Here is a 22,203-nt window from a genome sequence, read left to right on the forward strand (position 1 = left end):
CTGACGCCTGACGCCTGACGCCTGACGCCTGACGCCTGACGCCTGACGCCTGACGCCTGACGCCTGACGCCTGACGCCTTGCGCCCGACGCCTTGCGCCCGCGCCCGATGACCGGCCGCAGCCGTGACCCGCACCGAACCCCGAAGCGAAGGACCCGCCCGGTGACCCCGAACGACTCCAGCGCGCACACCTTCCAGGTGGACCTGCGCGGACTGGTCGACCTGCTCTCCCACCACCTGTACTCCAGCCCGCGCGTCTACCTGCGCGAACTGCTGCAGAACGCGGTCGACGCGATCACCGCCCGCCGCCAGCTCGACCCGGCCGCGCCGGCCGCCATCACCGTCACCACCGGCGACGAGTTCTCGGTCTCCGACACCGGCGTCGGCCTGACCGAGGCCGACGTCCACACCTTCCTCGCCACCATCGGCCGCAGCTCCAAGCGCACCTCCGACGGCGCCCTGGACGCCGGCCAACTCGCCGACGCCCGGGCCGAGTTCATCGGACAGTTCGGCATCGGCCTGCTGGCCTGCTTCGTGGTCGCCGACGAGATCACCGTCCGCACCCGCTCCGCCCGCACCCCCGACGCCCCGGTGATCGAGTGGCGCGGCCGCTCCGACGGCCGCTACACCATCACCACGCTGCCCGCCTCGGCCCGCCCCGAGCCCGGCACCACCGTCATCCTCACCCCGCGCGCCGACGCCGAGGAGTGGACCTCCACCCGGCGGGTCACCGAACTCGCCCGGCACTACGGCAGCCTGCTGCGCCACCAGGTCACCGTGGTCGACGGCGCCGGCCGCAGCACGCAGATCAACCAGACCCCCGCGCCCTGGGCCCGCCGGTACGACACCCCCGCCGCCCGCCGCGAGGCGCTCACCGCGCACTGCCGCGACACCTTCGACTTCGCCCCGCTCGACACCATCGACCTGGACCTGCCGCTGGTCGGCCTCAGCGGCGTCGCCTACGTGCTGCCCGAGGCCGTCCCGCCCTCCCGCCGCGCCGGACACCGGGTGCACCTCAAGGGCATGCTGCTCTCCGACCAGGCCGACGAACTGCTGCCCGACTGGGCGTTCTTCGTGCGCTGCGTGGTCGACGCCGAGCAGCTGCGCCCCACCGCCTCCCGTGAGGCGCTGTACGCCGACGAGACCCTGGCCGCCGTCCGGGAGGCGCTCGGCCTGCGGATCCGCGACTGGCTGACCGGCCTGTCCGCCAGCGACCCCGGGCTGCTGCACCGCTTCCTGTCCATCCACCACCTGGCCGTCAAGTCGCTGGCCCGGCACGACGACCAGCTGCTGAAGATGCTGCTGCCCTGGCTGCCGTTCGAGACCACCGACGGCAACGTCACCCTCGACGAGTTCGCCCGCGCCCACCCCGTCATCCTGGTCACCCGCACCGTCGAGGAGTTCCGCCAGGTCGCCCCGATCGCCGGCGCGGCCGGCCTCGGCGTCATCAACGGCGGCTACACCTACGACCGCGACCTGGTCCACCGGCTGCCCGAGATCCGCACCGGCACCAGCGTCGCCGACCTCGACCCGGCCACCGTCACCGCCCACCTCGACAACGTCGACCCGGCCACCGAACTCGCCGCCGCCGCCTTCCTCGCCGCCGCCCGCGAGGTGCTCGGCCGGTTCGACTGCGACGTCGCGCTGCGCACCTTCCACCCCAGCAGCGCCCCCGCCCTGCTGCTCGACGACCGGGAAGCCCGGCACGAGCGCACCCGCACCCAACTCGCCGACCAGGCCGACGGTTTGTGGGCCGACATCCTCGGCTCGCTGGGCAGCTCCGCGCCGCGCGCGCAGCTCGTCCTGAACCATCTCAACCCGCTGGTCCGGCGGGCGGCCGGGATCCGGAACCTCGAACTCGTCACCACCACCGTGGAAGCGCTGTACGGCCAGGCCCTGCTGCTCACCCGGCGCCCGCTCAAGGCCAGCGAATCCGCGCTGCTCAACCGCTCGTTCCTCGCCCTGCTCGACCACGCCATGCTCGGCCACGAGCCCACCACGCCGCACCGGGAGCCGTGATGCTCGACACCATCGACGCCGTCCGCGCCGCCCTGCGCGCCAACGACGAACAGCCGCACGGCCGGCAGCGCACCGTCACCGCCGAGGAACTCGTCGACGCCGCCGAGCAGTTCGACGACCCGGAGCTGCTCGCCTACGCCCTCCTCGACCTGATGGAGGCGTACGAGAACGACGCCGAACGGCGAAAGCTCCCGGTGGTCTTCGCCCGGGTCGTCACCCTGCGCAAGAAGCACCCCGAAGGCTTCGACGGCTGGGCCCAGCGCGCCACCGACTGGCGCTACAAGTGGGTCGCCAACGCCCTGCGCAGCGTCCCCGACGTCCCGTTGGAGGCCGTCCGCCGCTGGCACGGCGAACTGCGCGAGCACTACCGCAGCGCCGGCCACGACCTCCAGCCCTACTACGGCGAGCAGTACCACCTGGCCGCGCTCACCGGCCAGGGCGTCGAGAACGCCTTCGAGCTGTGGGCCGCCCGGGCCCGGTCCTCGTTCAGCGACTGCCGGGCGTGCGAACTGCGCTCCCAGGCACGGCACTTCGTCCGCCTCGGCGACGACGAACGGGCGCTGTCGGTCTGGCGGCCGGTGTTCGACGGCGAACACTCCTGCGCGGAGGAACCGCACGTCAGCCGCGCCCACGCGCTGCTGCCGCTGCTGCGGGTCGGCCGGATCGACGACGCGCGCTCGTTCCACCTCACCGGCTACCGGTGGGCCCGCGGCCGCTCGCGCGCCGCCGAGGAGATCGGCCTGCACCTGGAGTTCTGCGCGCTCACCGGCAACGAACCGCGCGGCCTGGAGATCCTCGCCGACAACCGCGACCTGTTCGACCAGCACGGCGACCCGCTGGCCCGCCTGCACTTCCTGACCGGCACCCAGCAGTTGCTCGCCCGCCTCGCCGCCACCGGCCACGGCGGCGTCCCGGTGGCCGGCCCGCCCGGCAACAGCTGGACGGTCGACGGGCTGCTCGCCGAACTCCGCACCGAGGGCGACGCCCTCGCCGCCCGCTTCGACGCGCGGGGCGGCACCACCGCCGTCGGCGACGCCCGCCGCGAACGCCTGGCCCGCACCCCGCTGTTCGCCGAACCGCTCGCCCTCGGCCTGCGCGCCGCCACCCCCGCGCCCGCCGCCGCGCCCAGCCCGGCGGCCGCGGCGCAGGCAGCTCCCGCCGCCACCGAGAGCGTGGCCGAACTCGTCGCCCGCGCCCGCGAGTTGCGCGACCGCCGGCACCCCGAGGCGGCCGCCCTGTGGCGGCGCATCGAGGCCCTCGCCGCCGCCGACGGCTACCAGCACCCCGACGATCCCGACCTCGGGCCGCTCGACCTGATGCGCGCCGAACTCGCCGAACAGCGCGCCCGCCGCGACGGCCTGCCCGACCACGAACTGGCCGCCCACCTGACCGAGGCCGCCGAGCTCTACCAGCAGGTCGGACGGGACGCCCAGGCGATCGGCTGCCGCGCGCTGGCAGCGGTCCTGCCCGAGCCGGACGCCACGACCGGGACCGACGCCACTGCCCACGCCGGAGTTGAGGACGTCGAGGACGCCGGGACCGGCGCCGCCGGCGACCTGGTGGCCGAACTCGACCGCTACGAGCAGCAGGTCCGCGACCTGATCGAGGCCGACGCCGTCCGGGCCCAGGACGCGCTGCTCACCGTGCTGCACGCCCACGCCGTCGTCGCGATCCGCCAGGACCTGCCGGACAGCCACCAGCGCCCCGCCGACGAACCCGAGCAGCGCGACCTCACCCGCACCGAGGCCGCCGTCGGCCGCCTGCTGGCGGAAGCCGTCCGGCAGGACGACGCGGCGACCGAGGTCAACGCGCACCAGTTCCTGGTCCGCGCCTACGTCCTGACCGGCCGCAGGCAGGCCGCCATCGAGCTGATCGAGCAGGCCGAACGCCGGATCGTGGCCGCCGACATCCGCTGGAAGCTGGTCGCCGTCCACGGCTGGCAGGGCGAATTCGCCCTGGAGGACGAGGAGTTCGCGCGCGCCGAGGAGCTCGCCCAGCGCGGGCTGAAGATCGCCGCCGAGTACAACGACCGCAGCGCCGTCCCCGCCCGGGTACAGCTGCTGCTGGCCCGGATCCACCTCGCCCGCGGCGAACACGAGTCCGCGGCACGGGCGTTCACCGAGGCCGCCGCCCGCTTCGACCACGCCGGGCAGGCCGACGACGCCGCCTCCTGCCGCGGCCGCCTCGGCCAGGTGCTGGCCTCGTCCGGCCGGTTCGCCGACGCCGCCGCCGTCCTGGAGGCCGTCCGGCTGGAGCCGGGCTTCGCCTCGCTCGACGTCCGCGAACAGGCGCAGATCCGCCTCGACCTCGCCCGCACCCTGCGCGAACTCGACGAACACCGGCCCTCCGCCGAGGAGTTCCTGCACATCGCCGACCTCGCCGCCGGCTGGGACGACCGCGAGGTGCACACCATGGTCGCCTGCGAGGCCGCCGTCGCGCTGGCCCGCACCGGCCAGTGGCCCGCCGCCGACCTGGCCCGGCAGCGCGCCCTCGACAGCCACCGCACCGCACCGCACGCCGCCGCGGCCTTCGACATGCTGCTGCGCCTGGCCCGGATCACCGCCGACACCCTCGGCGCGACCGCCCAGGACGAGGCCCTCGCCCGGCTCGACGAGGCCGCCGAGGTGGTGGCGAACGCCCAGCGCGACGGCCACGAACTCGGCAGCGGCAGCCCCGAAGGCACCCTGCACGACACCCGCGGCCGCACCCTGGTCGGCCTCGGCCGCCCCGAGGAGGCCCTCGCCGAGATGGAACTGGCGATCGCCGCGTTCGCCTCCCTCGGCACCGACGCCCGCCTGGCCCGCGCCGAGTCCATCCGCTACGCCGCCCTGATCGAGGGCAACCGCCTCGACCGCACCCAGGACGCGCTGACCCGGCTGGAGGCCGCCATCGCCTGGTGCCGCGAGATCGGCGAACCGCAGGCCGCCGACGTCCTCGACGACCTGCACACCCACCTGCGCCGCCAGCACTGACGCAGCGGCACCGATACAGCGGCACCGACGCAGCGGCGCCGACACGCCGACGGCCCGCCGGGAACCCTCCCGGCGGGCCGTCGGCCGTTCACCGCCCGCGGGCTACTTGCCCCGCAGCACCGCCTGCTCGAAGTCCCGGAACGCGCCCTCCTGCTGCCACTCCAGCGCCGCCTTCGGGTTGTCCCGCAGCAGCGCCGCGCACGCGGACGTCGGCTTCGTCCCCAGCGGGCGGTCCTGGCACTCCGCCACCGGCCGGTAGCCGTTGCGGTCCTGCCAGAGGCTGCGCCCGCCGACGAAGCCGTACTCCAGCGAGGTCCGCGCCAGGTCCTTCAAGTCCCGGTACGTCAACTGGTAGGTCCGGACGGCCCGGAGGTACTCGTGGGTGATGTCGATCCGCTCCACCCCGGGGTCGTCCGTGGACAGCGCCGTCGGGACGCCGCTCTTCCGGTACAGCGCGAACGGGTGGTCCTGGCCGGACACCTGGAGGATCTGGTCGTTGGAGGTGAGCGGCACCTCGATCAGCACCTTGCGCTCGGCCAGGGTGCGCAGCAGGTCCGCCGAGTCGTCCTCGTTGGCGACGTCGACGCCGTGCCCGATCCGCTCGGCGTGGCCGGTCAGCACGGCCTGGCGGATGTGGAAGCGCAGGTCCTCGGGCTTGACCAGGCCCGGTGCGAGCTCGCCCGCGTGCAGGCTGATGTGCGCGTTCGGGTACAGCGGGTGGAGGAAGTCCAGCATCCGCATCTGCAGGTCGTAGTTGTCCAGCGAGGCCTGGTAGTCCTCCGGCTGCACCAGGTTCACCGCGGCGAACCGCTGGTCCTGGGAGGCGAGTTCCATGCCGAGCAGCAGCTGGGTGAAGACCCGTGCCGGGGCGGCGGCCCGGGAGGCCTGGGACTGGATGCGCACCGTCACGGCGCAGCCGGGGCGGGCCTGCGCGGTGCCGCAGTGCTCGGTGTCCTGGTACTCGGCCATCGCCCGGTCCAGGTCGCCGCGGGCCTGGTCCACCAGCGTCTGGATCTGGCCGTCGGCCAGCAGCCGCTGCCGCAGCGCCGCGAAGTCCTGGTCGAAGCCGGTCTTCGCGGCGAGTGCGGCGGCCCCGCCCGACGCGGGCGTGAGCATCGTCTCCAGGTAGCTCTGGTGCTGGGCGGCCATGGTGTCGGTCACCTCGGCCAGCATCCGGCCCGGGTGGCGCCAGCTGGCCTCGCCGAACTTGCCGAAGGTCGCGAAGAAGTGGTCGTGGCCGGACTCCTGGCCCGGCGCGAAGTCCTGCATCGACCAGGACCGGATCACCTGGGTGCGGAAGTCCTGGTCGGTGACCGCGTCCTGGGCGGGGCGGGCGGTGCCCTGGCACGGGCCGGTGGCCGAGACGAAGGTCTCCGAGTCGATGCACAGCCCGTCCTCGGCGGCCAGCTGGATCAGCAGCTCGGTCGAGACCGCACCCGACAGGTGGTTGTGCAGGTCACCGCCCTTGGGGAGCTGCCGCAGGAAGGCGTCCAGCCGGGCCGGGTCCTGCCGGATTCCGTCCAGGAACGCGGCGACCCTGCCTTCCAGCGGGCGCCCGCCGGGGAGTTGCGTCCCGGCCTGGGCGGGGGCCAACGGCGCGAGCAGGGCCGCGCAGGCGACGAGGGCGGCCGTGGTGGTACGGCGAAGCGAGATCATGCCGCCATGCTGACGTTTCGTCAGCTGCCGTACTCCGTCCGGCCGCCCGTGTCGCGTCCACACCACCCGGACGAGTGGTGAGGTGGCGGAACAGCGCCAATCCGGGTGTCAGGCCTTCGTCAGCACTTCGCCGACCAGGGAACGGGCCTCGTCCTGGACCTGCGCCAGGTGCTCGGCGCCGCGGAAGCTCTCCGCGTAGATCTTGTACACGTCCTCGGTGCCGGACGGGCGGGCCGCGAACCAGGCGTTCTCGGTGCAGACCTTCAGACCGCCGATCGCCGCGCCGTTGCCCGGGGCGTGGGTGAGAACGGCGGTGATCGGCTCGCCCGCCAGCTCGGAGGCGGTGACCCGGGACGCGTCGAGCGCGGCCAGCGCGGCCTTCTGGTCGCGGTCGGCGGGGGCGTCCACCCGGGCGTAGACCGGGTCGCCGTGCCGGGCCGTCAGCTCGCGGTAGTGCTCGGACGGGGTGCGGCCGGTGACGGCGGTGATCTCGGACGCCAGCAGGGCCAGCAGGATGCCGTCCTTGTCGGTGCTCCACGGCGAGCCGTCGCGGCGCAGGAACGACGCCCCGGCGGACTCCTCGCCGCCGAACGCCACCGTCCCGTTCAGCAGCCCGTCCACGAACCACTTGAACCCGACCGGGACTTCGAGCAGCTCCCGGCCGAGCCCGCCCGCCACCCGGTCGATCATCGAGGACGACACCAGCGTCTTGCCGACCGCGGCCGCCGCCGGCCAGCCCTCGCGGTGCCGGAACAGGTAGTCGATGGCCACGGCCAGATAGTGGTTGGGGTTCATCAACCCGCCGTCGGGCGTGACGATGCCGTGCCGGTCGGCGTCCGCGTCGTTGCCGGTGGCCAGCGTGAACGCGTGCCGACGGTCGATCAGCGAGGCCATCGCGTACGGGGAGGAGCAGTCCATCCGGATCTTCCCGTCCCAGTCCAGCGTCATGAACCGCCAGGTCGGATCGGTCAGCGGATTGACCACCGTCAGGTCCAGCCGGTGCGTCTCGGCGATCCGCCCCCAGTACGCGACGGACGCCCCGCCCAGCGGGTCCGCGCCGATCCGCACGCCCGCCTCCCGCACCGCGGCGAGATCGACCACGGCCGGCAGGTCGTCCACGTACGTGCCCAGGAAGTCGTAGCGGCCGGTGGTGTCCGCCGCCAGCGCCCGCGCGTACGGAATCCGGCGGACCTCCTTCGACCCGCCCGCCAGCAGCTCGTTGGCGCGCCGCTCGATCCAGCCGGTGGCCGTCGAATCGGCGGGGCCGCCGTGCGGCGGGTTGTACTTGAAGCCGCCGTCGGCGGGCGGGTTGTGCGACGGCGTCACCACGATGCCGTCCGCGAGCGCCGCCGGAAGGGTCCGGTTGTGCGCCAGGACGGCGTGCGAGACGGCGGGCGTCGGGGTGTAGCCGTCGGCGGAGTCGAGCAGCACCGTGACACCGTTCGCCGCCAGCACCTCCAGCGTCGTCGCCCGGGCCGGCTCCGACAGCGCGTGGGTGTCGATGCCGAGGAACAGCGGCCCCGTGGTGCCCTGTTCGGCCCGGTAGTCGCAGATCGCCTGCGCCGTCGCCGCGATGTGGTCCTCGTTGAACGCCGCCCGCAGCGACGACCCCCGGTGCCCGGACGTCCCGAACGCCACCCGCTCCCCGACTTCCGCCGGATCCGGATGCAAGGTGTAGTACGCCGTCACCAGACGCGCGACGTCGATCAGGTCCTGCGGCTGCGCCGGCTGCCCAGCCCGCTCATGCACCATCGTGGCTTCTCTCCTAGGTCGGTACGGCAAGGATGCCCGCCGACCATCATCCGGGCCACACCGCCCCAACTGCGGGAACACGGAGGGAACCCGGACTGACGGTGCGTCGGACGAACGGGATGCCGCCGGCCTACCGCTTGCGGCCGCGCTTGGCCTGGGTCTGGCTCGTCCGGGGCTTGTGCTGGCGGGCGGCCTGGTGCGGCTGGGACTTGGCAGTCTTGGCGGACTTGGCGGGGGCCTTCTTCGCGGCGGGCTGCTTCTTCGCCGGTTCGGCGGCGCCCCGGCCGCGGGAGCTGTTGGCGGTGCGGCCGCGCACGATGCCGATGAACTCCTCCACCAGGTCGGTGGTCGCCGCCTCCGGCCAGGCCAGGGCGATCCGGGACTGCGGGACGTCCGCGAGGGTGCGGTAGGTCAGGTCGCGGCGGTGGTGCAGCCGGGCCAGCGACTGCGGGACGGCCAGCACGCCGACATTGGCGGCGACCAGCTCGATCGCGTCGGCGGTGGTGGCCGGGCGCTCGAACGCCGGGCGGCCGGGGAGGCCCTCCGGCCACTCCAGCGCGTCGTCCTGCGGGTGGAAGACGATCTCCTCGGCGAGGTCCTCGACGGTGACCTCCTCGGCGGCGGCCAGCCAGTGGTCCTTCGGGAACACCACCACGGTGGTCTCGGTGTACAGCGGGATCGCGCTCAGCACCGTCCGGTCCACCGGCAGCCGCACCAGGCCGGCGTCCGCGCCGCCCGACAGCAGCAGGCCGTGCCCGGCCTCCTGGGTGGACTGCAGGAGTTCCAGCGGGACGTCGGGCAGCCGCTCACCCCACACCCGCAGCCACTTGGTCGGCGTCACCCCGGGCACGTACACCAGGCGGAAGGGGGAGGAGGGCTGTTCGATCTCGGTCACACCGTCCAGGCTACCCACCGTGACCTGGGCAGGTGCGCACTCCCTATACCCTTGTCGCATGACTACGCCCAAGCCCAAGAGCTCCCAGACCATGAAGCCCGCGACTGCGGCCAAGAAGCTGGGGATCTACCTGGCGGCGACCCCCGCCGAGTTCCAGGCGGGCGTCGTCACCCGCGACGAGCTCAACGCCATGCAGGCCACCGCCCCGCAGTGGCTCGCCGACCTGCGCCGCAACGGCCCGCACCCGCGCCAGGTGGTCGCCGCCCGCCTCGGCATCTCGGTCACCGGCCTCAACCGCGCCGGCATCTCCGAGGCCCTCACCACCGAGCAGATCAACGCCCTCCGTGACGAGAACCCGGACTGGCTGCAGCGCGAGCGCACCATCCAGGCGGAGGTCCGCAAGGAGGCCCAGCGCCTCAAGGACAAGCCGGCCGCCAAGAAGTAGTTCCCGCTCCGGCCGCCGCGGGACGCGTTCGTGCGTCCCGCGGCGGCCGGAGGCGGTCAGCCGGCCTGCGCGCCCGACATGAGCTTGGCGAAGTCCACCGCATCGCTCTCGCTCGGGGCGCTGGTCGAGACGGGCGTGCCGTAGTCGGAGTAGGTCGCCGTCGCGCTGATCTCGCCGGCCTTGCTCTGCATCTGCTCGACCTTCTTCACCAGCAGGTTGTCCGCGCCGATCCAGACCTCGATGTGGTCGCTGGTGATCCCGGCGGCGGTGAACTGCTTCTGGAGGGCGTCCGCCTGCTCCTGGGTGAGCCCCTTGGAGGTGGCCTGGGCGATGTCGGCCGCCGCGAGGTCACCGGTGTACTTGGTGGCCTGCACGCCGTTCACGCTCTCGGTCCCGGCCTTGGTGACCTTGCCGGAGGCGATCAGCGCCCGCACCGAGGAGACCGGGTCGGCGCTCTGCAACTGGCTCTTGAGGCTGTCGCCGGCCGCGCCCATCAGCTTGGCGAGGTCCGCGTAGTTGTACTTGATCCAGTGCGCGCCGCCGAGCTGCGAGGCCATCGCCGGGCCCATGTTGATGTACATGGCGTCACTCAGGTAGCGGGCGGTGAAGGTGCCGTCACCGCCCGCCTTGGCGAGGTTCGCGGCCGCCGGCCCGCCCATGGTCCCGGTCAGCTCGCCCATGAGGCCGTTCTCCCAGGAGACGGCGCCCTTCACGTTGGTGGCCTCGCCGGCGCCGATCTTCATGGTGACCTCGGACTTGGCGGACTTGGCCGCGGAGGTCTTCTGGCTCACCTGCGTGAGCAGCGCGGCTGGCGTCAACTCAGCGGCTGCCGACGGCGTCTCCGCCGTGGTCCTGGCACTCGTGGTGCTGCCGTCGGTGGCCTTGCTGCCGCAGGCGGTCGCGGTCAGTGCGAGCACGACGGCGGTGGCGGCGAGGATCGTACGTCCGGTCCTGAACACGTGCTTGTTCTCCCCCGGGGAACGGCCCCGGGTGCGGTACCTCCGCCGCCCGGTGGACGCGAGACGCAGGATGCCCTCACCGTTCCCCTTCTCAGTGGCGGACTCTAATCGACGGCGACGACAACTCCGCAGCGGGTTTTCTCGGTGGGGACACTGCGGGCGGACGGAGGCGACCCGCCCGCGCCCCGAGGCTGTTGCATTTCGGTGTTTCATGTTTGAAAATGTTTGCCGTGATGGTCGAACCTCGAGGGAGTGCCGCCGTGCACAAGACGGTGACCAAGCTGGCCGACGGCCGGGAACTGATCTACTACGACACCGAGCCCACCGTGCGCGACGCGGTCGACGCCCGCCCGCTCGACCCGGCGGCGAGCGTCTCCGAAGTCCGGGTCGACCCGTTCACCGGCGACGCGGTCACCATCGCCGCGCACCGCCAGGGCCGCACCTACCACCCGCCGGCCGACCAGTGCCCGCTCTGCCCGTCGCGGGACGGCCGGCTCAGCGAGGTGCCCGCCGCGGACTACCAGGTGGCGGTGTTCGAGAACCGCTTCCCGTCGCTGGCCGGCTCCTCCGCCGAACACGTCGCCCCCTGGTCGGACGGGCCGTACACGCTCGCCCCCGGCACCGGCCGGTGCGAGGTGGTGTGCTTCACCTCCGACCACGGCGCCTCGTTCGCCGACCTGACCGAACAGCGGGCCCGCCTGGTGCTGGACGCCTGGACCGACCGCACCGCCGAGCTGTACGCCCGCCCCGGCGTCCGACAGGTGTACTGCTTCGAGAACCGCGGCGCGGACATCGGCGTCACCCTCGGCCACCCGCACGGCCAGATCTACGCCTTCCCGTTCACCACCCCGCGCACCGCCCAGGCCCTCGTCAAGGTCGCCGAGCACCGGCGGGCCACCGGCCGCAACCTGTACGACGACGTCCTCGCCGCCGAACGCGCCACCGTCGGCGACCCGGACTCCCGGGTGGTGCTGGCCGGCGAGCACTGGACGGCGTTCGTCCCGTTCGCCGCCCGCTGGCCGTACGAGGTGCACCTGTACCCCAACCGGCGGGTCGCCGACCTCACCGCACTCGACGAACCGGCCCGCGCCGAGTTCCCCCGGCTCTACCTCGACCTGCTGCGCCGCTTCGACCGCCTGTTCCCCGAGCCGGCCCCCTACATCGCCGCCTGGCACCAGGCGCCGCGCCCCGTCGCGACCGAACTCGCGCTGCACCTGGAGCTGTTCACCGTCCGGCGGACGGCCGACAAGCTCAAGTACCTGGCCGGAACCGAGTCCGGCATGGGCGCGTTCATGAACGACATCCGCCCCGAGACCGCCGCCCGCACGCTGCGCGAGCTGTAGCGGGGCCGTACGCTGCGTGGACCGTCGCGGCTTCGGACGCTGCCCGGGCCGGTTCCGGTCCGTACGCCACGTGGACCGGCACGGGTCGTCGCGGGTCGTCGGCCGCGGAAGTGCGAAGCCCCGCCCGGGGAAGGGAAGTTCCCGGGCGGGGCTTCGTTCTGTCCTGCTGCCTGCTGCCTGCTGCCTGCTGCCTGTCCCTGCGCCCCCTTGCCGGCGCTGCCTCCTGCTCAGGCGATGCGGTGCGCGCCCTGCGAGGGGACGGCCGGGAAGACCAGCGGCGCGCCGAACCCGGCCTGCGCGAACGCGTCACGCACGGCCTGCTCGACGGTCGCCAGCCGGTCGGTGTCGACCAGGGCCAGCACCGAGCCGCCGAAGCCGCCGCCCATCATCCGGGCGCCCAGCGCGCCGGCCGCGTTCGCCGCGGACACCGCGAGGTCGGTCTCCGGGCAGGACACCCGGTAGTCGTCGCGCAGCGAGGCGTGCCCGGCGGTCAGTACCGGCCCGAGCGCCCGCGGCTCGCCCGCGTCCAGCAGCCGGATGGTGTCCAGCACCCGCTGGTCCTCCGTCACCACGTGCCGCAGCAGCGGCCGCAGCTCGGCCGGCAGCTTCTCCTCGGCCGCCGCCAGCTCCTCGATGCCGATGTCGCGCAGCGCCCGCACGCCCAGCAGCCCGGCCGCCCGCTCGCAGCCCGCCCGCAGCGCGGCGTACGCGCCGTCGCCCAGGTCGTGCTTGACCCGGGTGTCGATCACCAGCAGCGACAGGCCCACGGCGGGGAGGTCGAGCGGCACCTGACGGCCGGTCAGCGTCCGGGTGTCCAGGAAGAACGCGTGGCCGGCCACGCAGCAGCTGGACGCCATCTGGTCGAGCGCGCCGCACGGCACGCCCACGAACTCGTTCTCGGCGCGCTGGGCGAGCAGTGCCCGGGTCGGGGCGTCCAGGCCGAGACCGAACAGCTCGTCCAGGGCGATCGCGGTGGCGCACTCCAGCGCCGCCGAGGAGGACAGGCCCGCGCCGGTCGGCACGTCGGAGGTGAACGCGAGGTCCGCGCCGCCCACCGGGTGGCCGGCCTGTGCCAGCGCCCAGAACACGCCCGCCGGGTACGCCGCCCAGCCCGGCACCGCGCCCGGCGCGAGGCCGTCGAGGGCCAGCTCGGTGACCTTGCCGTCGCCCTGCACGCTGGTCAGCCGGATCCGGCCGTCGGTGCGGCGTCGGGCTGCCACCCGGGTGGTCTGCGGGAGCGCCGCCGGCAGCACGAACCCCTCGTTGTAGTCGGTGTGTTCACCGATCACGTTGATCCGGCCGGGCGCGGCCCACACGCCGTCGGGGGCGTCACCGTAGGCGGCGGCGAAGGCGTCGGCGGCGTCGGTGGTCATCGGGCACTCCAGCGGGCGATCACGGGGTGGGGGTTCCTCGAGGGATGCGGAGACCCTCAAGGGGATACTGGGATTCTCAACACATTCAAACACACAGCACCAGAGCCGAACAGTATTCGGTCGGTCGACTATGCTGACGGCTCCCCAGCACCCCGGTGGAGGACCGAGTGACCGACGGCGCACTGCTCGCCGCCCAGCGACGGGCGCTGATCCTCGACCAGGTACGCCGCCACGGAGCCGTCAAGGTCGCCGAACTGGTCGACCGGCTCGGCGTGTCCGACATGACCGTCCGCCGCGACCTGGACGCCCTCGCCCGCACCGGAGCCGTCCGCAAGGTCCACGGCGGCGCCGTCGCCCGCACCGCCACCGCCGAGGAACCCGCCTTCGAGGCCAAGTCCGGCCTGGAGACCGACACCAAGGCCGCGCTCGCCGAAGCCGCCGCCGCCCAGGTCCAGCCCGGCAGCGTGGTCGCGATCTCGGCCGGCACCACCACCTACGCCGTCGCCGCCCGCCTGTTCGACGTCCCCGGTCTGACCGTCGTGACCAACTCCCTCCCGGTCGCCGAACTCGTCCGCACCCACACCGGCGAGCGCGGCGAGGACGCCCCCGCCCTGCTCCTCACCGGCGGCGCCCCCACCCGCTCCGCCGCGCTGGTCGGCCCGCTCGCCGACCAGGCGATCCGCTCCCTGCACGTCGACCTCCTGATCATCGGCGCCCACGGCGTCAGCGACCACGCCGGCCTCACCACCCCCAACCTCGCCGAGGCCCAGACCAACCGCGCCCTGATCGCCTCCGCCCACCGCACCGTAGCCGTCGCCGACCACACCAAGTGGGGCATCGTCGGCCTCAGCAGCTTTGCGGCCCTCACCGACCTCGACTGCTTCATCACCGACCACGACCTCCCGGCGGACGCCCGAACCGCCCTCACCGAATCCTGCGGCGAACTCCTGATCGTCTGAGCGGGGAACAGCGGCCGCCGTGCGAGATCTCGACTCGTGGCCGGGCAGCTCCCCCTCTTTTTCCCATGCTGCCCGTCGGACGGGCGGCTGCTGGTGCCACCGACCGCCGAGTAGCACGGCTGACGGCCGAGCTGCGTAGAGTCGGGTGCGAACGGTGAGGGGGAGTCGGGCGGATGGACGTCGCGGTGTGGGCGGTGGTGCGGCGGCGGCCTCTGGGGTTCCTGGTGTCCGGGTGGCCGTGGCGGGCCTGGGCGTTGCTGGTGAGCGGGGCGGTGCAGGGCGTACTGACCTTGGTGGTGCTTGCCGTTGGGGTGCTCGCGGGCGTCGCGCTGTCGGCGGTCGGGGTCGGGCTGGCGGTGCTCGCCGGGACGGCCGTTCTCGGGGTGCCGGTCGGGGCGGTCGAGCGTCGGCGGCTGCGGCTGGTCGAGCCGGTTCAACTCGCCGACCCCCATCGGACGGTGGGGCAGCGCTGGGTGCGGAGCCGGTTGCGGGAGCGGGCGACCTGGCGTGAACTCGGGTACGCCGCCCTGCAGTCGACGGTGTTCACCGCCCTCGGGCTGCTGTTCGCGGCGGGGATCGGGTTCTGCCTGCTCCTGCTGGCCGCGCCGGTGTTCATCTGGGCGGTGAGCCCGGACACCGTGATGCTGGTGCCCGGGCGGGCGGTCTCCGGCCCGGTCGACGGGCTGGCGGCAAGCGCCGTCGGCCTGCTCGGGCTGGTGGTCGCGGCGTACAGCGGTGCACTGGTGGCCGGTGCACAAGTCTGGCTCGCCCGGCTGCTGTTGGCGGTCCGGGACGAGGACCTCGGGGCGCAGGTGGTCGAACTCACCCGCTCGCGGGCCAGGTTGGCGGACGCCTTCGAGGCCGAGCGGCGGCGGATCGAGCGGGATCTGCACGACGGAGCGCAGCAGCAACTGGTGGCGCTCGGCATGACGTTGGGCCTGGCCGAGCTCGAACTGCGCGGGCAGGACGGTCCGGTGGCGGAACTGGTCACCCGGGCCCGGGGTGAGGCGCGGCTCGCGCTCGACCAGCTCCGCACACTGGTGCGCGGGATCCACCCACAGGTGCTCACCGATCACGGACTCCCGGCCGCCCTGGAGGAGTTGGCGCTGCGTCACCCGGTGCCGGTGACGGTCGAGCTGGATGTGCCGCGGCGGCTCCCCGGCCCGGTGGAGAGCGCGGCGTACTTCACCGTCACCGAGGCGCTGACGAATGCCGCCAAGCACAGCGGGGCCGACGAGATCGCTGTCGAAGGCGGGGTGGACGGTGACGTGCTGGTGCTGTCCGTCACCGACAATGGCCGCGGCGGGGCGGATCCCGCCGCCGGCACCGGCCTGCAGGGCCTGGCCGACCGGGTGGCCATCCTGGAAGGACGACTGACCGTGACCAGCCCCGCCGGAGGGCCGACCCGCCTGCGCCTGGAGGTACCGTGCTCCGGATCGTGATCGCCGAGGACGCCGTGCTGCTCCGGGCCGGCCTTGTCGAACTGCTCACCCGGCTCGGGCACCGCGTCATCGCCTCGGTCGGCGACGCCGAGCAGCTGATCCGGGCCGTGGACGAGGACCGCCCCGACGTGGTCGTCACCGACGTCCGAATGCCCCCCGAACACCGCGACGAGGGCCTACGGGCCGCCCTCCACCTGCGCGAACAGCACCCGGGCCTCCCCGTTCTGGTGCTCTCCCAGTACGTCGCCACCGCCTACGCGACCCGGCTGCTCGGCGCCGCCACCGCCGACCGGGGCGGACTCGGCTATCTGCTCAAGGACCGCGTCATGGACGTCGCCGACTTCACCGACGCGCTCGAACGCGTCGCGGCCGGCCGGACCGTCATCGACCCCGAGGTCGTCCGCATCCTGCTCGCCCACCGCACCGCCGACGACCCGCTGCGCCGTCTCACTCCCCGTGAACACGAAGTCCTCGCCCTGATGGCCGAAGGCTTCAACAACCAGACCATCGCCCACCGTCTCACCGTCACCGAAGCCTCCGTGGTCAAGCACGCCGGCAACATCTTCATGAAGCTCGACCTCGACCCCACCGAGGGCAACCGCCGCGTCCTCGCCGTCCTTGCCTACCGCGAACACGCCTCCGCCACCGACCCGTCCTGACCCCTGCGCCCGCGGCACGAGAGCAGCTCTTCGGGCGGGCGTCCAGGGTGGTGACTACGTCGCGGCCGGGGAGTCCGCCGGGGTGGGCTGCCAGGTGCCGGCGAGGAGGGCGGTGAGGTGGGCGGCGGAGGCGTCCCAGGTCCATTGGTCTTGCACCCAGGCGCGGCCGGTGCGGCCGAACTCGTGGGCGCGGGACGGGTCTTCGAGGTACGGGGCGATGGCGTCGGCGAGCGCGAGGAGGTCGCGGCCGTTGACGACGGTGCCGGTGCGATGGGCGAGGACGGCGTCCGGGGCGCCGCCGGAGTGGCCGGCCACGACGGGGAGTTCGGCGGCGGAGGCTTCGAGGTAGACGATGCCGAGGCCTTCGGCCTCCAGGCCGGCGCGGCGGGTGCGGGAGGGCATGGCGAAGACGTCCGCGGCGGCGTAGAACGGGGCGGTGTCGATGTGACGGTGGCCGCCGGCGAAGACGACGGCGCCCGGGGCGTGGCGGCCGGCCAGGTTGCGGAGGCGGGTCTCGTCCGGGCCGTGGCCGACCAGGAGGAGGGTGGCGCCGGGGACGCGGCGGCGGATCGCGGGCAGGGCGCGGATCAGCATGTCCTGCCCCTTGCGGGGGACGAGTCGGGCCACGCACAGCACCACGGGCGCGTCCCCGAGGCCGTACAGCTCGCGGACGGTGCGGCGGGCGGAGGACGAGGGACGGAAGAGCGACGGGTCGACGCCCGGGACCAGTCGGGAGAGGGTCGCGTTCGGGCCGAGCGCGGGGGCGATGCGGCGGCGGGTGTACTCGCCGAGGTAGGTGACCACGTCGCAGTGGGTGCCGATCCGGCGCAGCAGGCTGCGGGCGCCGGGCGTCCGGGCCCACCAGATCTCGTGCCCGTGCGTGGTGGCGACGATCCGTTGCACCCGGCCGGCACGCCGGAGGGCCGGAGCCATGGCGGCGAGCGGGGACGCCGCCCCGAACCACACCCGGTCGCAGCCGTGGGCCCGGGCGAGATCCGCTGCGCGGCGGGCCACACGGGGCGTGGGCAGGAGGAGCCGGGACCGGTCGCGGATCACCGGGAACGGCAGCGTCGCGTCGAACGCCTCCGCGCCGGGTTCGGCGGAGGTGTAGACGACCACGTCGTGCCCGGGGACGCGGACGGCCATCGCGTGGACGAAGGTCTCGATGCCGCCCTGTCGGGGCGGGAAGTCGTTGGTGACGATCAGTGTGGTGGCCATGAGTGCCTCGAAGCGGGTCGGAGTGGGTGGTTCAGGGGGCGGAGATCAGGGCCGATGGCCGGGGGTCCTCGGCTGGGAGGGCCGTCGGGTGGTGGTCGGTCGGGTGGTGGTGGGTCGGGTGGTGGTCGGGCGGCCGGTGGTCGGTCGGGTGGTGGTCGGTCTGGCGGAGGGAGGCGAGGCGGGTGAAGAGGGCGAGGAAGAGTGGCAGCGCCAAGTAGCCGAAGCGGCCGGCCGGTGCGAGCAGGAAGGCCAGGGCCAGTCCGGCGGCCAGGCGGTCGGCGGCCGCGACCGGGCTGGTGGGTGGGCAGCGGATCAGGGAGATCGCGACCGCACCGCCACCGAGAAGCAGCAGGGCGAGCGCCAGCCACCAGCCGCCGGGCCCGAGTTGAGCGAGCAGGTGGCCCGGCAGGGGGCTCGCTGCGGGGGTCCGCCACTCACCGAGGCCGAGAGGGAAGGCGAAGACCTGGCGTACCAACGGCCCGGGAGAGAGCACCAGCCAGGGGGCCGTCAGCGCGGTCGCGACCGTCACCGCGACCCCGGCACAGCGCCACGCGGCCCGCCCTCCGGCCACCGCCGCGAGCAGCGCGACCGCCACCGGAACGGCCGGCCAGGCCGTCCACTTCAGCGCGCACGCCACCGCGAGCGCCAGTCCGGCACCGGCTGCGTGCCGCCGGGACGCGAGGGCGAGGGCCAGGCAGAGCAGACCGGTCATCGGCAGGTCGACCCCGCTGACTGTCAGCGGCAGGGCCACCACCGGCGAGGCGAGAAGTGCCACGGCGCTCGGGGACAACGAGGAGCGGGGGGAAGGCAGTTGAGTGCGGCGAGCGGGGTCCGCCGGGGACGGGTGGGCAAGGGGGAGCCGGGTGGGAGCGCTCTGCGCCGACGGTGGGCGGGCCACCGGGAGTCGGGTGGGGGCGCGCCTCGCGGCCTGCGCCGAAGGCGGGTGGGCGAGCGGGAGTTGGCCGAGGGGAAGGACTGTTCCGGCGGCTTGTGCCAGGGAGGGGCGGGCGAACGGGATTCGGGCGAGAGCCGCCCTTGCGGCGTGCGTCGAGGAAGACCGAGCGAGGAGGAGTCGGGCGTGGGTTGTCCGGGCGGTCCGCGTCAAGGGCGGCTGGGAGAGCGGGAGTTGGGGGGACCTCTGGCGCAGCAGGTGCCAGGTGTCGCCCGCCGTCGCGAGGAACGCCGCCGCGCACCACAGGCGCGGGTCGCCGAGGGTGGCGTGCGGGCCGAGGAGGGCGTGGGGCAGGCCGAAGACGGCCATGGCGGGGAGGTAGGGGGTCAGGTCGAGGACCGAGGTGGGGGAGGGCAGGTAGGGCGTGCCGTGGGTGAGCAGTTCGGTGCCGGAGCGGCCGATCACCAGGACCTCGCTCTGGCCCGCGCCGGTGTGCAGCGCCAGGACCAGCGGGAGCAGAGCGGAGAGGGCGAGCGCCAGGAGGGCGGAGAGCATCCGGGTGTCGCGGCGCCACAGCGGCGCGGCGACGACGGTGGCCAGCAGGTAGCCGGCCGTGGCGACGGCGCCCCAGTCGCGGTGCGGGCCGAGTTGGGACACCAGCGGGAAGACGCCCGCCCAGACCGCGCAGAGCAGCCAGCCGGCGGACCACAACCAGCGCTGGTGGAGGTCGAATTGGCGGAGGAGAGTGAGCACTCGTCCATTCCAGTCGGCGGACCGGCCGGCGTCGGCGGGGCCAGGTCGAGACCTGATGGTCGACTTTTCCCTACCTGGGTGCGGGGGCCACCACCATCCGAACCTGGTCTGGACCACTGGACGGTTCGAGGGGAGTCCGCGCACACTGGCGCGATGACGCTCCGACCGCCTGCCGGCCTGGAACTGCACAACCTGGACGTGCCGGACCCCGGGTTGCTGCCGTTCGCCGCCGGCAGTTTCGACTCCATCGGGCCGCTCTCCCGGGCCGATTTTCCGCACCGGCACTCGTTCTACGAGTTGGTGTACGTCACCAAGGGGAGCGGGACGCACGTCGTCGATCTCGCGGAGTACCGGATCGAGCCGCCGGTGCTGTACGTGGTGCTGCCCGGGCAGGTGCACCACTGGCAGCGGGCGCGCCAACTCGACGGCTGGGTCCTGCTGTTCAACGAGGACTTCCTGCACCGCCACCCGGAGGACCTGGCCCTGCTGCGCGCGCTGGCCGGCGCCCCCGCGTCCCGGCCGACCCGGCAGGACAGCGGCGAACTCTCCCGCCTGCTCGTGGAGTTGACCGCCGAGCACCGGGCCGGGCTGGACGGCGGGCTGGGGGTGATGCAGGCGCTGTTGCACGTCCTGCTGGTGCGGGCGCTGCGGGTGGCCAGGCAGCAGGGGGGCGAGGTGGGGGCGGTCGCTCCGCGGGCGCCGGTGCATCCGCTGGTGGACCGGTTCGCCCGGCTGATCGCCGAGGCCGACCGCGCCGACCGCTCGGTGCTCGCGCTGGCCCGCCAACTCGGGGTGTCCGCCGGTCACTTGCACGAGGTGGTGAAGGACGCCACCGGCCGCACCCCGGCCCGGCTGATCCGCGAGCAGCAGACCCTGGAGGCCAAGCGCCTGCTCGCCACCACGGACATGACGATCCGTCAGGTCGCCGTGGCGGCAGGCTTCTCCGACCCGGCGTACTTCTGCCGCTTCTTCCGACGCGAAGTCGGCCGCACGCCGGGGGAGTTCCGCGAGCGAGCCGGACAGCGGGCCGGATAGCGGGTCGGGCAGCGGACAGCGGACAGCGGACGGAGGGCCGAACGGCGGGGTGGCGGGCCGAACGGCAGGGCGGTGGGTCGGCGTGGGCGGTGGCACCGTCAATGGTGGGTAAAGCTCGGCTGAGGAATGCACCACGTCCGGCGGCACCCGTCCATCGACGGCCCGCCCGGCAGGGCCTAGCGTCTGTGGCACCCCACAGTGCCGCCGCACGGGGACACCCGACCTCTCCAGGTGTCATGTCCCCACCAGGGGAATCCGGGCGGGCGGCGTCCGACGAAGCAGCCGAACGGAGAGCCATGTCCACCCCCCACAACCCCCTGGGCGACCGGCAGATCAGCCGCAAGAGTCTGCTCAAGGCCGCTGCCCTGGCCGGCGCCGTGCCGGTGCTGATCGGCGGCGGCACCGCCCTGGCCCGCGACACCGCCGCCGCAGGCGGGACGGCCCCGCTCACCCCCGACTGCCACGACGGCGACGCGCCCACCGGCGAGCAGATCGAGGGCCCGTACTTCAAGCCGGGCTCCCCGCTGCGCACCAACCTGGTCACCCCCGGCACCCAGGGCACCCCGCTGACCGTCAGCGGCTACGTCTTCGGCCGCAACTGCGCCCCCATCTCCGGTGCGCTGCTGGACTTCTGGCAGGCCGACGTCAACGGCAACTACGACAACAGCGGCTACACCTTCCGCGGCCACCAGTTCAGCGACGCCAACGGCGCGTACACGCTGGGCACGATCATCCCGGGCCTCTACCCCGGCCGCACCCGGCACATCCACGTCAAGGTGCAGGCCCCCGGGCAGCCGATCCTGACCACGCAGCTGTACTTCCCGAACGAGCCGCGGAACGCCACCGACAGCATCTTCGACCCGGCGCTGGTGATGACGGTCCGCCAGGTCGGCAACGGCAGCCAGGCCAGCTTCGACTTCGTGCTCAACGTCAACGGGACGCCGAAGCCGAGCACCAGCCCGAGCAGCAGCCCGACCGGCAACTCGCCGAGCCCGAGCCCGAGTTCCTCCTCCGGTGGCACCACCACCTGGCAGGCCGGAACCAGCTACAAGGTCGGCGACCAGGTCACCTACAACGGCGTCACGTACGTCTGCATCCAGGCGCACACCGCCTTCGCCGGCTGGGAACCCCCGAACGTTCCCGCCCTCTGGTCCCGTCGCTGACCGCACCACCCCCACGGGGGCGGTCAGCGACGACAGCCAACCGAAGCGGCGGCACGGCCCCACTCCCCGGGAGGGGAAAACCGGGGGTGCGGCCGTCAACCGTCAAGCGCCATGGCGGCTCGCGCGCGGGGTGCCCGAGCCGCCATGGCGCGACGCCGTCGAACGTCGACGGCGTGTCACCCGAGCAACCCAGTGCCTCCCTCCTGCGCGCCGTAGGCTCGGTCCATGACCGAGCCTCAGCACCTGGTGGTCACCACCACCCACGACGACGAGGGCGCCGCCCGCGCCCTCGCCGTCGCGCTGGTCCGCGAACGCCTCGCCGCCTGCGCCCAGGTCCACCCGATCCGCTCCGTGTACTGGTGGGAGGGTGCGGTCCAGGACGCCGCCGAGTGGCGGATCGACTTCAAGACCAGGGCTACGCTCGCCCCGCAACTCGCCGAGCGGATCGTCGAGTTGCACAGTTACGACACCCCGGAGGTGATCGCCGTGCCGATCGCCGCCGGAACGCCCGGCTACCTGGCCTGGCTGGACGCGGAGACCGCCGCCGTCGCCGAGCAGGACGAGTAGCCGGCCGTACCACGACGGTCGCGCACCCGGCGTCGGCGGGCGCTCCCGTCGAGGGCGCTCCCGCCGAGGATGATCCCGCCGAGGGCGGCCTGTCGGTGGCGG

General features: G+C 73.7%; 17 protein-coding genes. 10 read left to right on the forward strand and 7 right to left on the reverse strand.

Features of this window, described 5'->3' with window-relative positions:
* Positions 1 to 107: 107 nt before the first annotated feature.
* Together ACIQF6_RS02245 and ACIQF6_RS02250 are read left to right on the forward strand one after the other, a co-directional pair.
* On the forward strand, positions 108 to 2,018 hold the full coding sequence (locus ACIQF6_RS02245) for an HSP90 family protein (RefSeq protein ID WP_400889048.1): 1,911 nt from the start codon (positions 108 to 110) through the stop codon (positions 2,016 to 2,018).
* Complete coding sequence (locus ACIQF6_RS02250; protein ID WP_400889051.1) at positions 2,018 to 4,990, forward strand: hypothetical protein; 2,973 nt, start codon at positions 2,018 to 2,020, stop codon at positions 4,988 to 4,990. Before ACIQF6_RS02245 ends, ACIQF6_RS02250 begins: the two co-directional genes overlap by 1 nt.
* Before the next feature lie 102 nt (positions 4,991 to 5,092).
* Here ACIQF6_RS02250 and ACIQF6_RS02255 read toward each other — a convergent pair whose 3' ends face one another.
* The 3 genes from ACIQF6_RS02255 to ACIQF6_RS02265 all read right to left on the reverse strand — a co-directional run bounded on the left by ACIQF6_RS02255 (position 5,093) and on the right by ACIQF6_RS02265 (position 9,293).
* Positions 5,093 to 6,646 (reverse strand): adenosine deaminase, encoded by a 1,554-nt coding sequence (locus tag ACIQF6_RS02255; protein ID WP_400889054.1) that lies wholly within the window; start codon positions 6,644 to 6,646, stop codon positions 5,093 to 5,095.
* A 108-nt stretch (positions 6,647 to 6,754) separates the two neighbouring features.
* Positions 6,755 to 8,398 carry a phosphoglucomutase (alpha-D-glucose-1,6-bisphosphate-dependent) gene (gene pgm / locus ACIQF6_RS02260; RefSeq protein ID WP_400889057.1) on the reverse strand — a complete coding sequence of 548 codons (1,644 nt, stop codon included), beginning with the start codon at positions 8,396 to 8,398 and terminating at the stop codon, positions 6,755 to 6,757.
* 130 nt (positions 8,399 to 8,528) lie between these two features.
* Positions 8,529 to 9,293, reverse strand: a complete 765-nt coding sequence (locus tag ACIQF6_RS02265) for a LysR family transcriptional regulator substrate-binding protein (protein ID WP_400889060.1) — start codon at positions 9,291 to 9,293, stop codon at positions 8,529 to 8,531.
* Positions 9,294 to 9,351: 58 nt separating this feature from the next.
* Here ACIQF6_RS02265 and ACIQF6_RS02270 point away from each other — a divergent pair, with 58 nt between their 5' ends.
* Positions 9,352 to 9,738 (forward strand): DUF5997 family protein, encoded by a 387-nt coding sequence (locus ACIQF6_RS02270; RefSeq protein WP_400889062.1) that lies wholly within the window; start codon positions 9,352 to 9,354, stop codon positions 9,736 to 9,738.
* Between the two features lie 56 nt (positions 9,739 to 9,794).
* On the opposite strand, the gene ACIQF6_RS02275 is transcribed toward ACIQF6_RS02270, so the two are convergent.
* Positions 9,795 to 10,697: a hypothetical protein gene (locus ACIQF6_RS02275; RefSeq protein ID WP_400889065.1), complete on the reverse strand. Its 903-nt coding sequence runs from the start codon at positions 10,695 to 10,697 to the stop codon at positions 9,795 to 9,797.
* Between the two features lie 260 nt (positions 10,698 to 10,957).
* Between ACIQF6_RS02275 and galT the strand changes: the two genes are divergently transcribed.
* Complete coding sequence (gene galT / locus ACIQF6_RS02280) at positions 10,958 to 12,040, forward strand: galactose-1-phosphate uridylyltransferase (RefSeq protein WP_400889068.1); 1,083 nt, start codon at positions 10,958 to 10,960, stop codon at positions 12,038 to 12,040.
* 227 nt (positions 12,041 to 12,267) lie between these two features.
* Here galT and galK read toward each other — a convergent pair whose 3' ends face one another.
* Entirely contained in the window at positions 12,268 to 13,413 is a 1,146-nt protein-coding gene (gene galK / locus ACIQF6_RS02285; protein ID WP_400889071.1) for a galactokinase, read from the reverse strand.
* Between the two features lie 167 nt (positions 13,414 to 13,580).
* Between galK and ACIQF6_RS02290 the strand changes: the two genes are divergently transcribed.
* The 3 genes from ACIQF6_RS02290 to ACIQF6_RS02300 all read left to right on the forward strand — a co-directional run bounded on the left by ACIQF6_RS02290 (position 13,581) and on the right by ACIQF6_RS02300 (position 16,473).
* Positions 13,581 to 14,372 carry a DeoR/GlpR family DNA-binding transcription regulator gene (locus ACIQF6_RS02290; protein ID WP_400889073.1) on the forward strand — a complete coding sequence of 264 codons (792 nt, stop codon included), beginning with the start codon at positions 13,581 to 13,583 and terminating at the stop codon, positions 14,370 to 14,372.
* 173 nt (positions 14,373 to 14,545) lie between these two features.
* Positions 14,546 to 15,814, forward strand: coding sequence for a sensor histidine kinase (locus ACIQF6_RS02295; protein ID WP_400889077.1), 1,269 nt, complete (start codon positions 14,546 to 14,548; stop codon positions 15,812 to 15,814).
* Positions 15,799 to 16,473, forward strand: coding sequence for a response regulator (locus ACIQF6_RS02300; protein WP_400889080.1), 675 nt, complete (start codon positions 15,799 to 15,801; stop codon positions 16,471 to 16,473). The genes ACIQF6_RS02295 and ACIQF6_RS02300 overlap by 16 nt, the downstream gene beginning before the upstream one ends.
* A gap of 54 nt (positions 16,474 to 16,527) precedes the next feature.
* Here ACIQF6_RS02300 and ACIQF6_RS02305 read toward each other — a convergent pair whose 3' ends face one another.
* Together ACIQF6_RS02305 and ACIQF6_RS02310 are read right to left on the reverse strand one after the other, a co-directional pair.
* Positions 16,528 to 17,691 carry a glycosyltransferase family 4 protein gene (locus tag ACIQF6_RS02305; protein ID WP_400889083.1) on the reverse strand — a complete coding sequence of 388 codons (1,164 nt, stop codon included), beginning with the start codon at positions 17,689 to 17,691 and terminating at the stop codon, positions 16,528 to 16,530.
* Positions 17,692 to 17,722: 31 nt separating this feature from the next.
* Complete coding sequence (locus ACIQF6_RS02310) at positions 17,723 to 19,336, reverse strand: hypothetical protein (protein ID WP_400889086.1); 1,614 nt, start codon at positions 19,334 to 19,336, stop codon at positions 17,723 to 17,725.
* 153 nt (positions 19,337 to 19,489) lie between these two features.
* Here ACIQF6_RS02310 and ACIQF6_RS02315 point away from each other — a divergent pair, with 153 nt between their 5' ends.
* The 3 genes from ACIQF6_RS02315 (at position 19,490) to cutA (ending at position 22,101) form a co-directional block, all read left to right on the forward strand.
* On the forward strand, positions 19,490 to 20,371 hold the full coding sequence (locus ACIQF6_RS02315; RefSeq protein ID WP_400889089.1) for a helix-turn-helix domain-containing protein: 882 nt from the start codon (positions 19,490 to 19,492) through the stop codon (positions 20,369 to 20,371).
* A 296-nt stretch (positions 20,372 to 20,667) separates the two neighbouring features.
* Entirely contained in the window at positions 20,668 to 21,534 is an 867-nt protein-coding gene (locus tag ACIQF6_RS02320) for a carbohydrate-binding protein (protein ID WP_400889092.1), read from the forward strand.
* Between the two features lie 225 nt (positions 21,535 to 21,759).
* The gene (gene cutA / locus ACIQF6_RS02325; protein WP_400889096.1) at positions 21,760 to 22,101 is read left to right on the forward strand and encodes a divalent-cation tolerance protein CutA; all 342 of its coding nucleotides are present in this window, start codon (positions 21,760 to 21,762) and stop codon (positions 22,099 to 22,101) included.
* The last annotated feature ends 102 nt before the right edge of the window (positions 22,102 to 22,203 follow it).

Origin of the sequence: Kitasatospora sp. NPDC092948 (assembly GCF_044754805.1) — a bacterium.
Classification (GTDB): Bacteria; Actinomycetota; Actinomycetes; order Streptomycetales; family Streptomycetaceae; genus Kitasatospora.

Excerpts from the sequence above, each read along its gene's own strand:
- ACIQF6_RS02245 (WP_400889048.1), top strand. The coding sequence starts at position 108 with ATGACCGGCCGCAGCCGTGACCCGCACCGAACCCCGAAGCGAAGGACC.
- ACIQF6_RS02250 (WP_400889051.1), top strand. The coding sequence starts at position 2,018 with ATGCTCGACACCATCGACGCCGTCCGCGCCGCCCTGCGCGCCAACGAC.
- ACIQF6_RS02255 (WP_400889054.1), bottom strand. The coding sequence starts at position 6,646 with ATGATCTCGCTTCGCCGTACCACCACGGCCGCCCTCGTCGCCTGCGCG.
- pgm (WP_400889057.1), bottom strand. The coding sequence starts at position 8,398 with ATGGTGCATGAGCGGGCTGGGCAGCCGGCGCAGCCGCAGGACCTGATC.
- ACIQF6_RS02270 (WP_400889062.1), top strand. The coding sequence starts at position 9,352 with ATGACTACGCCCAAGCCCAAGAGCTCCCAGACCATGAAGCCCGCGACT.
- galK (WP_400889071.1), bottom strand. The coding sequence starts at position 13,413 with ATGACCACCGACGCCGCCGACGCCTTCGCCGCCGCCTACGGTGACGCC.
- ACIQF6_RS02295 (WP_400889077.1), top strand. The coding sequence starts at position 14,546 with ATGGACGTCGCGGTGTGGGCGGTGGTGCGGCGGCGGCCTCTGGGGTTC.
- ACIQF6_RS02305 (WP_400889083.1), bottom strand. The coding sequence starts at position 17,691 with ATGGCCACCACACTGATCGTCACCAACGACTTCCCGCCCCGACAGGGC.
- ACIQF6_RS02315 (WP_400889089.1), top strand. The coding sequence starts at position 19,490 with ATGACGCTCCGACCGCCTGCCGGCCTGGAACTGCACAACCTGGACGTG.
- ACIQF6_RS02320 (WP_400889092.1), top strand. The coding sequence starts at position 20,668 with ATGTCCACCCCCCACAACCCCCTGGGCGACCGGCAGATCAGCCGCAAG.
- cutA (WP_400889096.1), top strand. The coding sequence starts at position 21,760 with ATGACCGAGCCTCAGCACCTGGTGGTCACCACCACCCACGACGACGAG.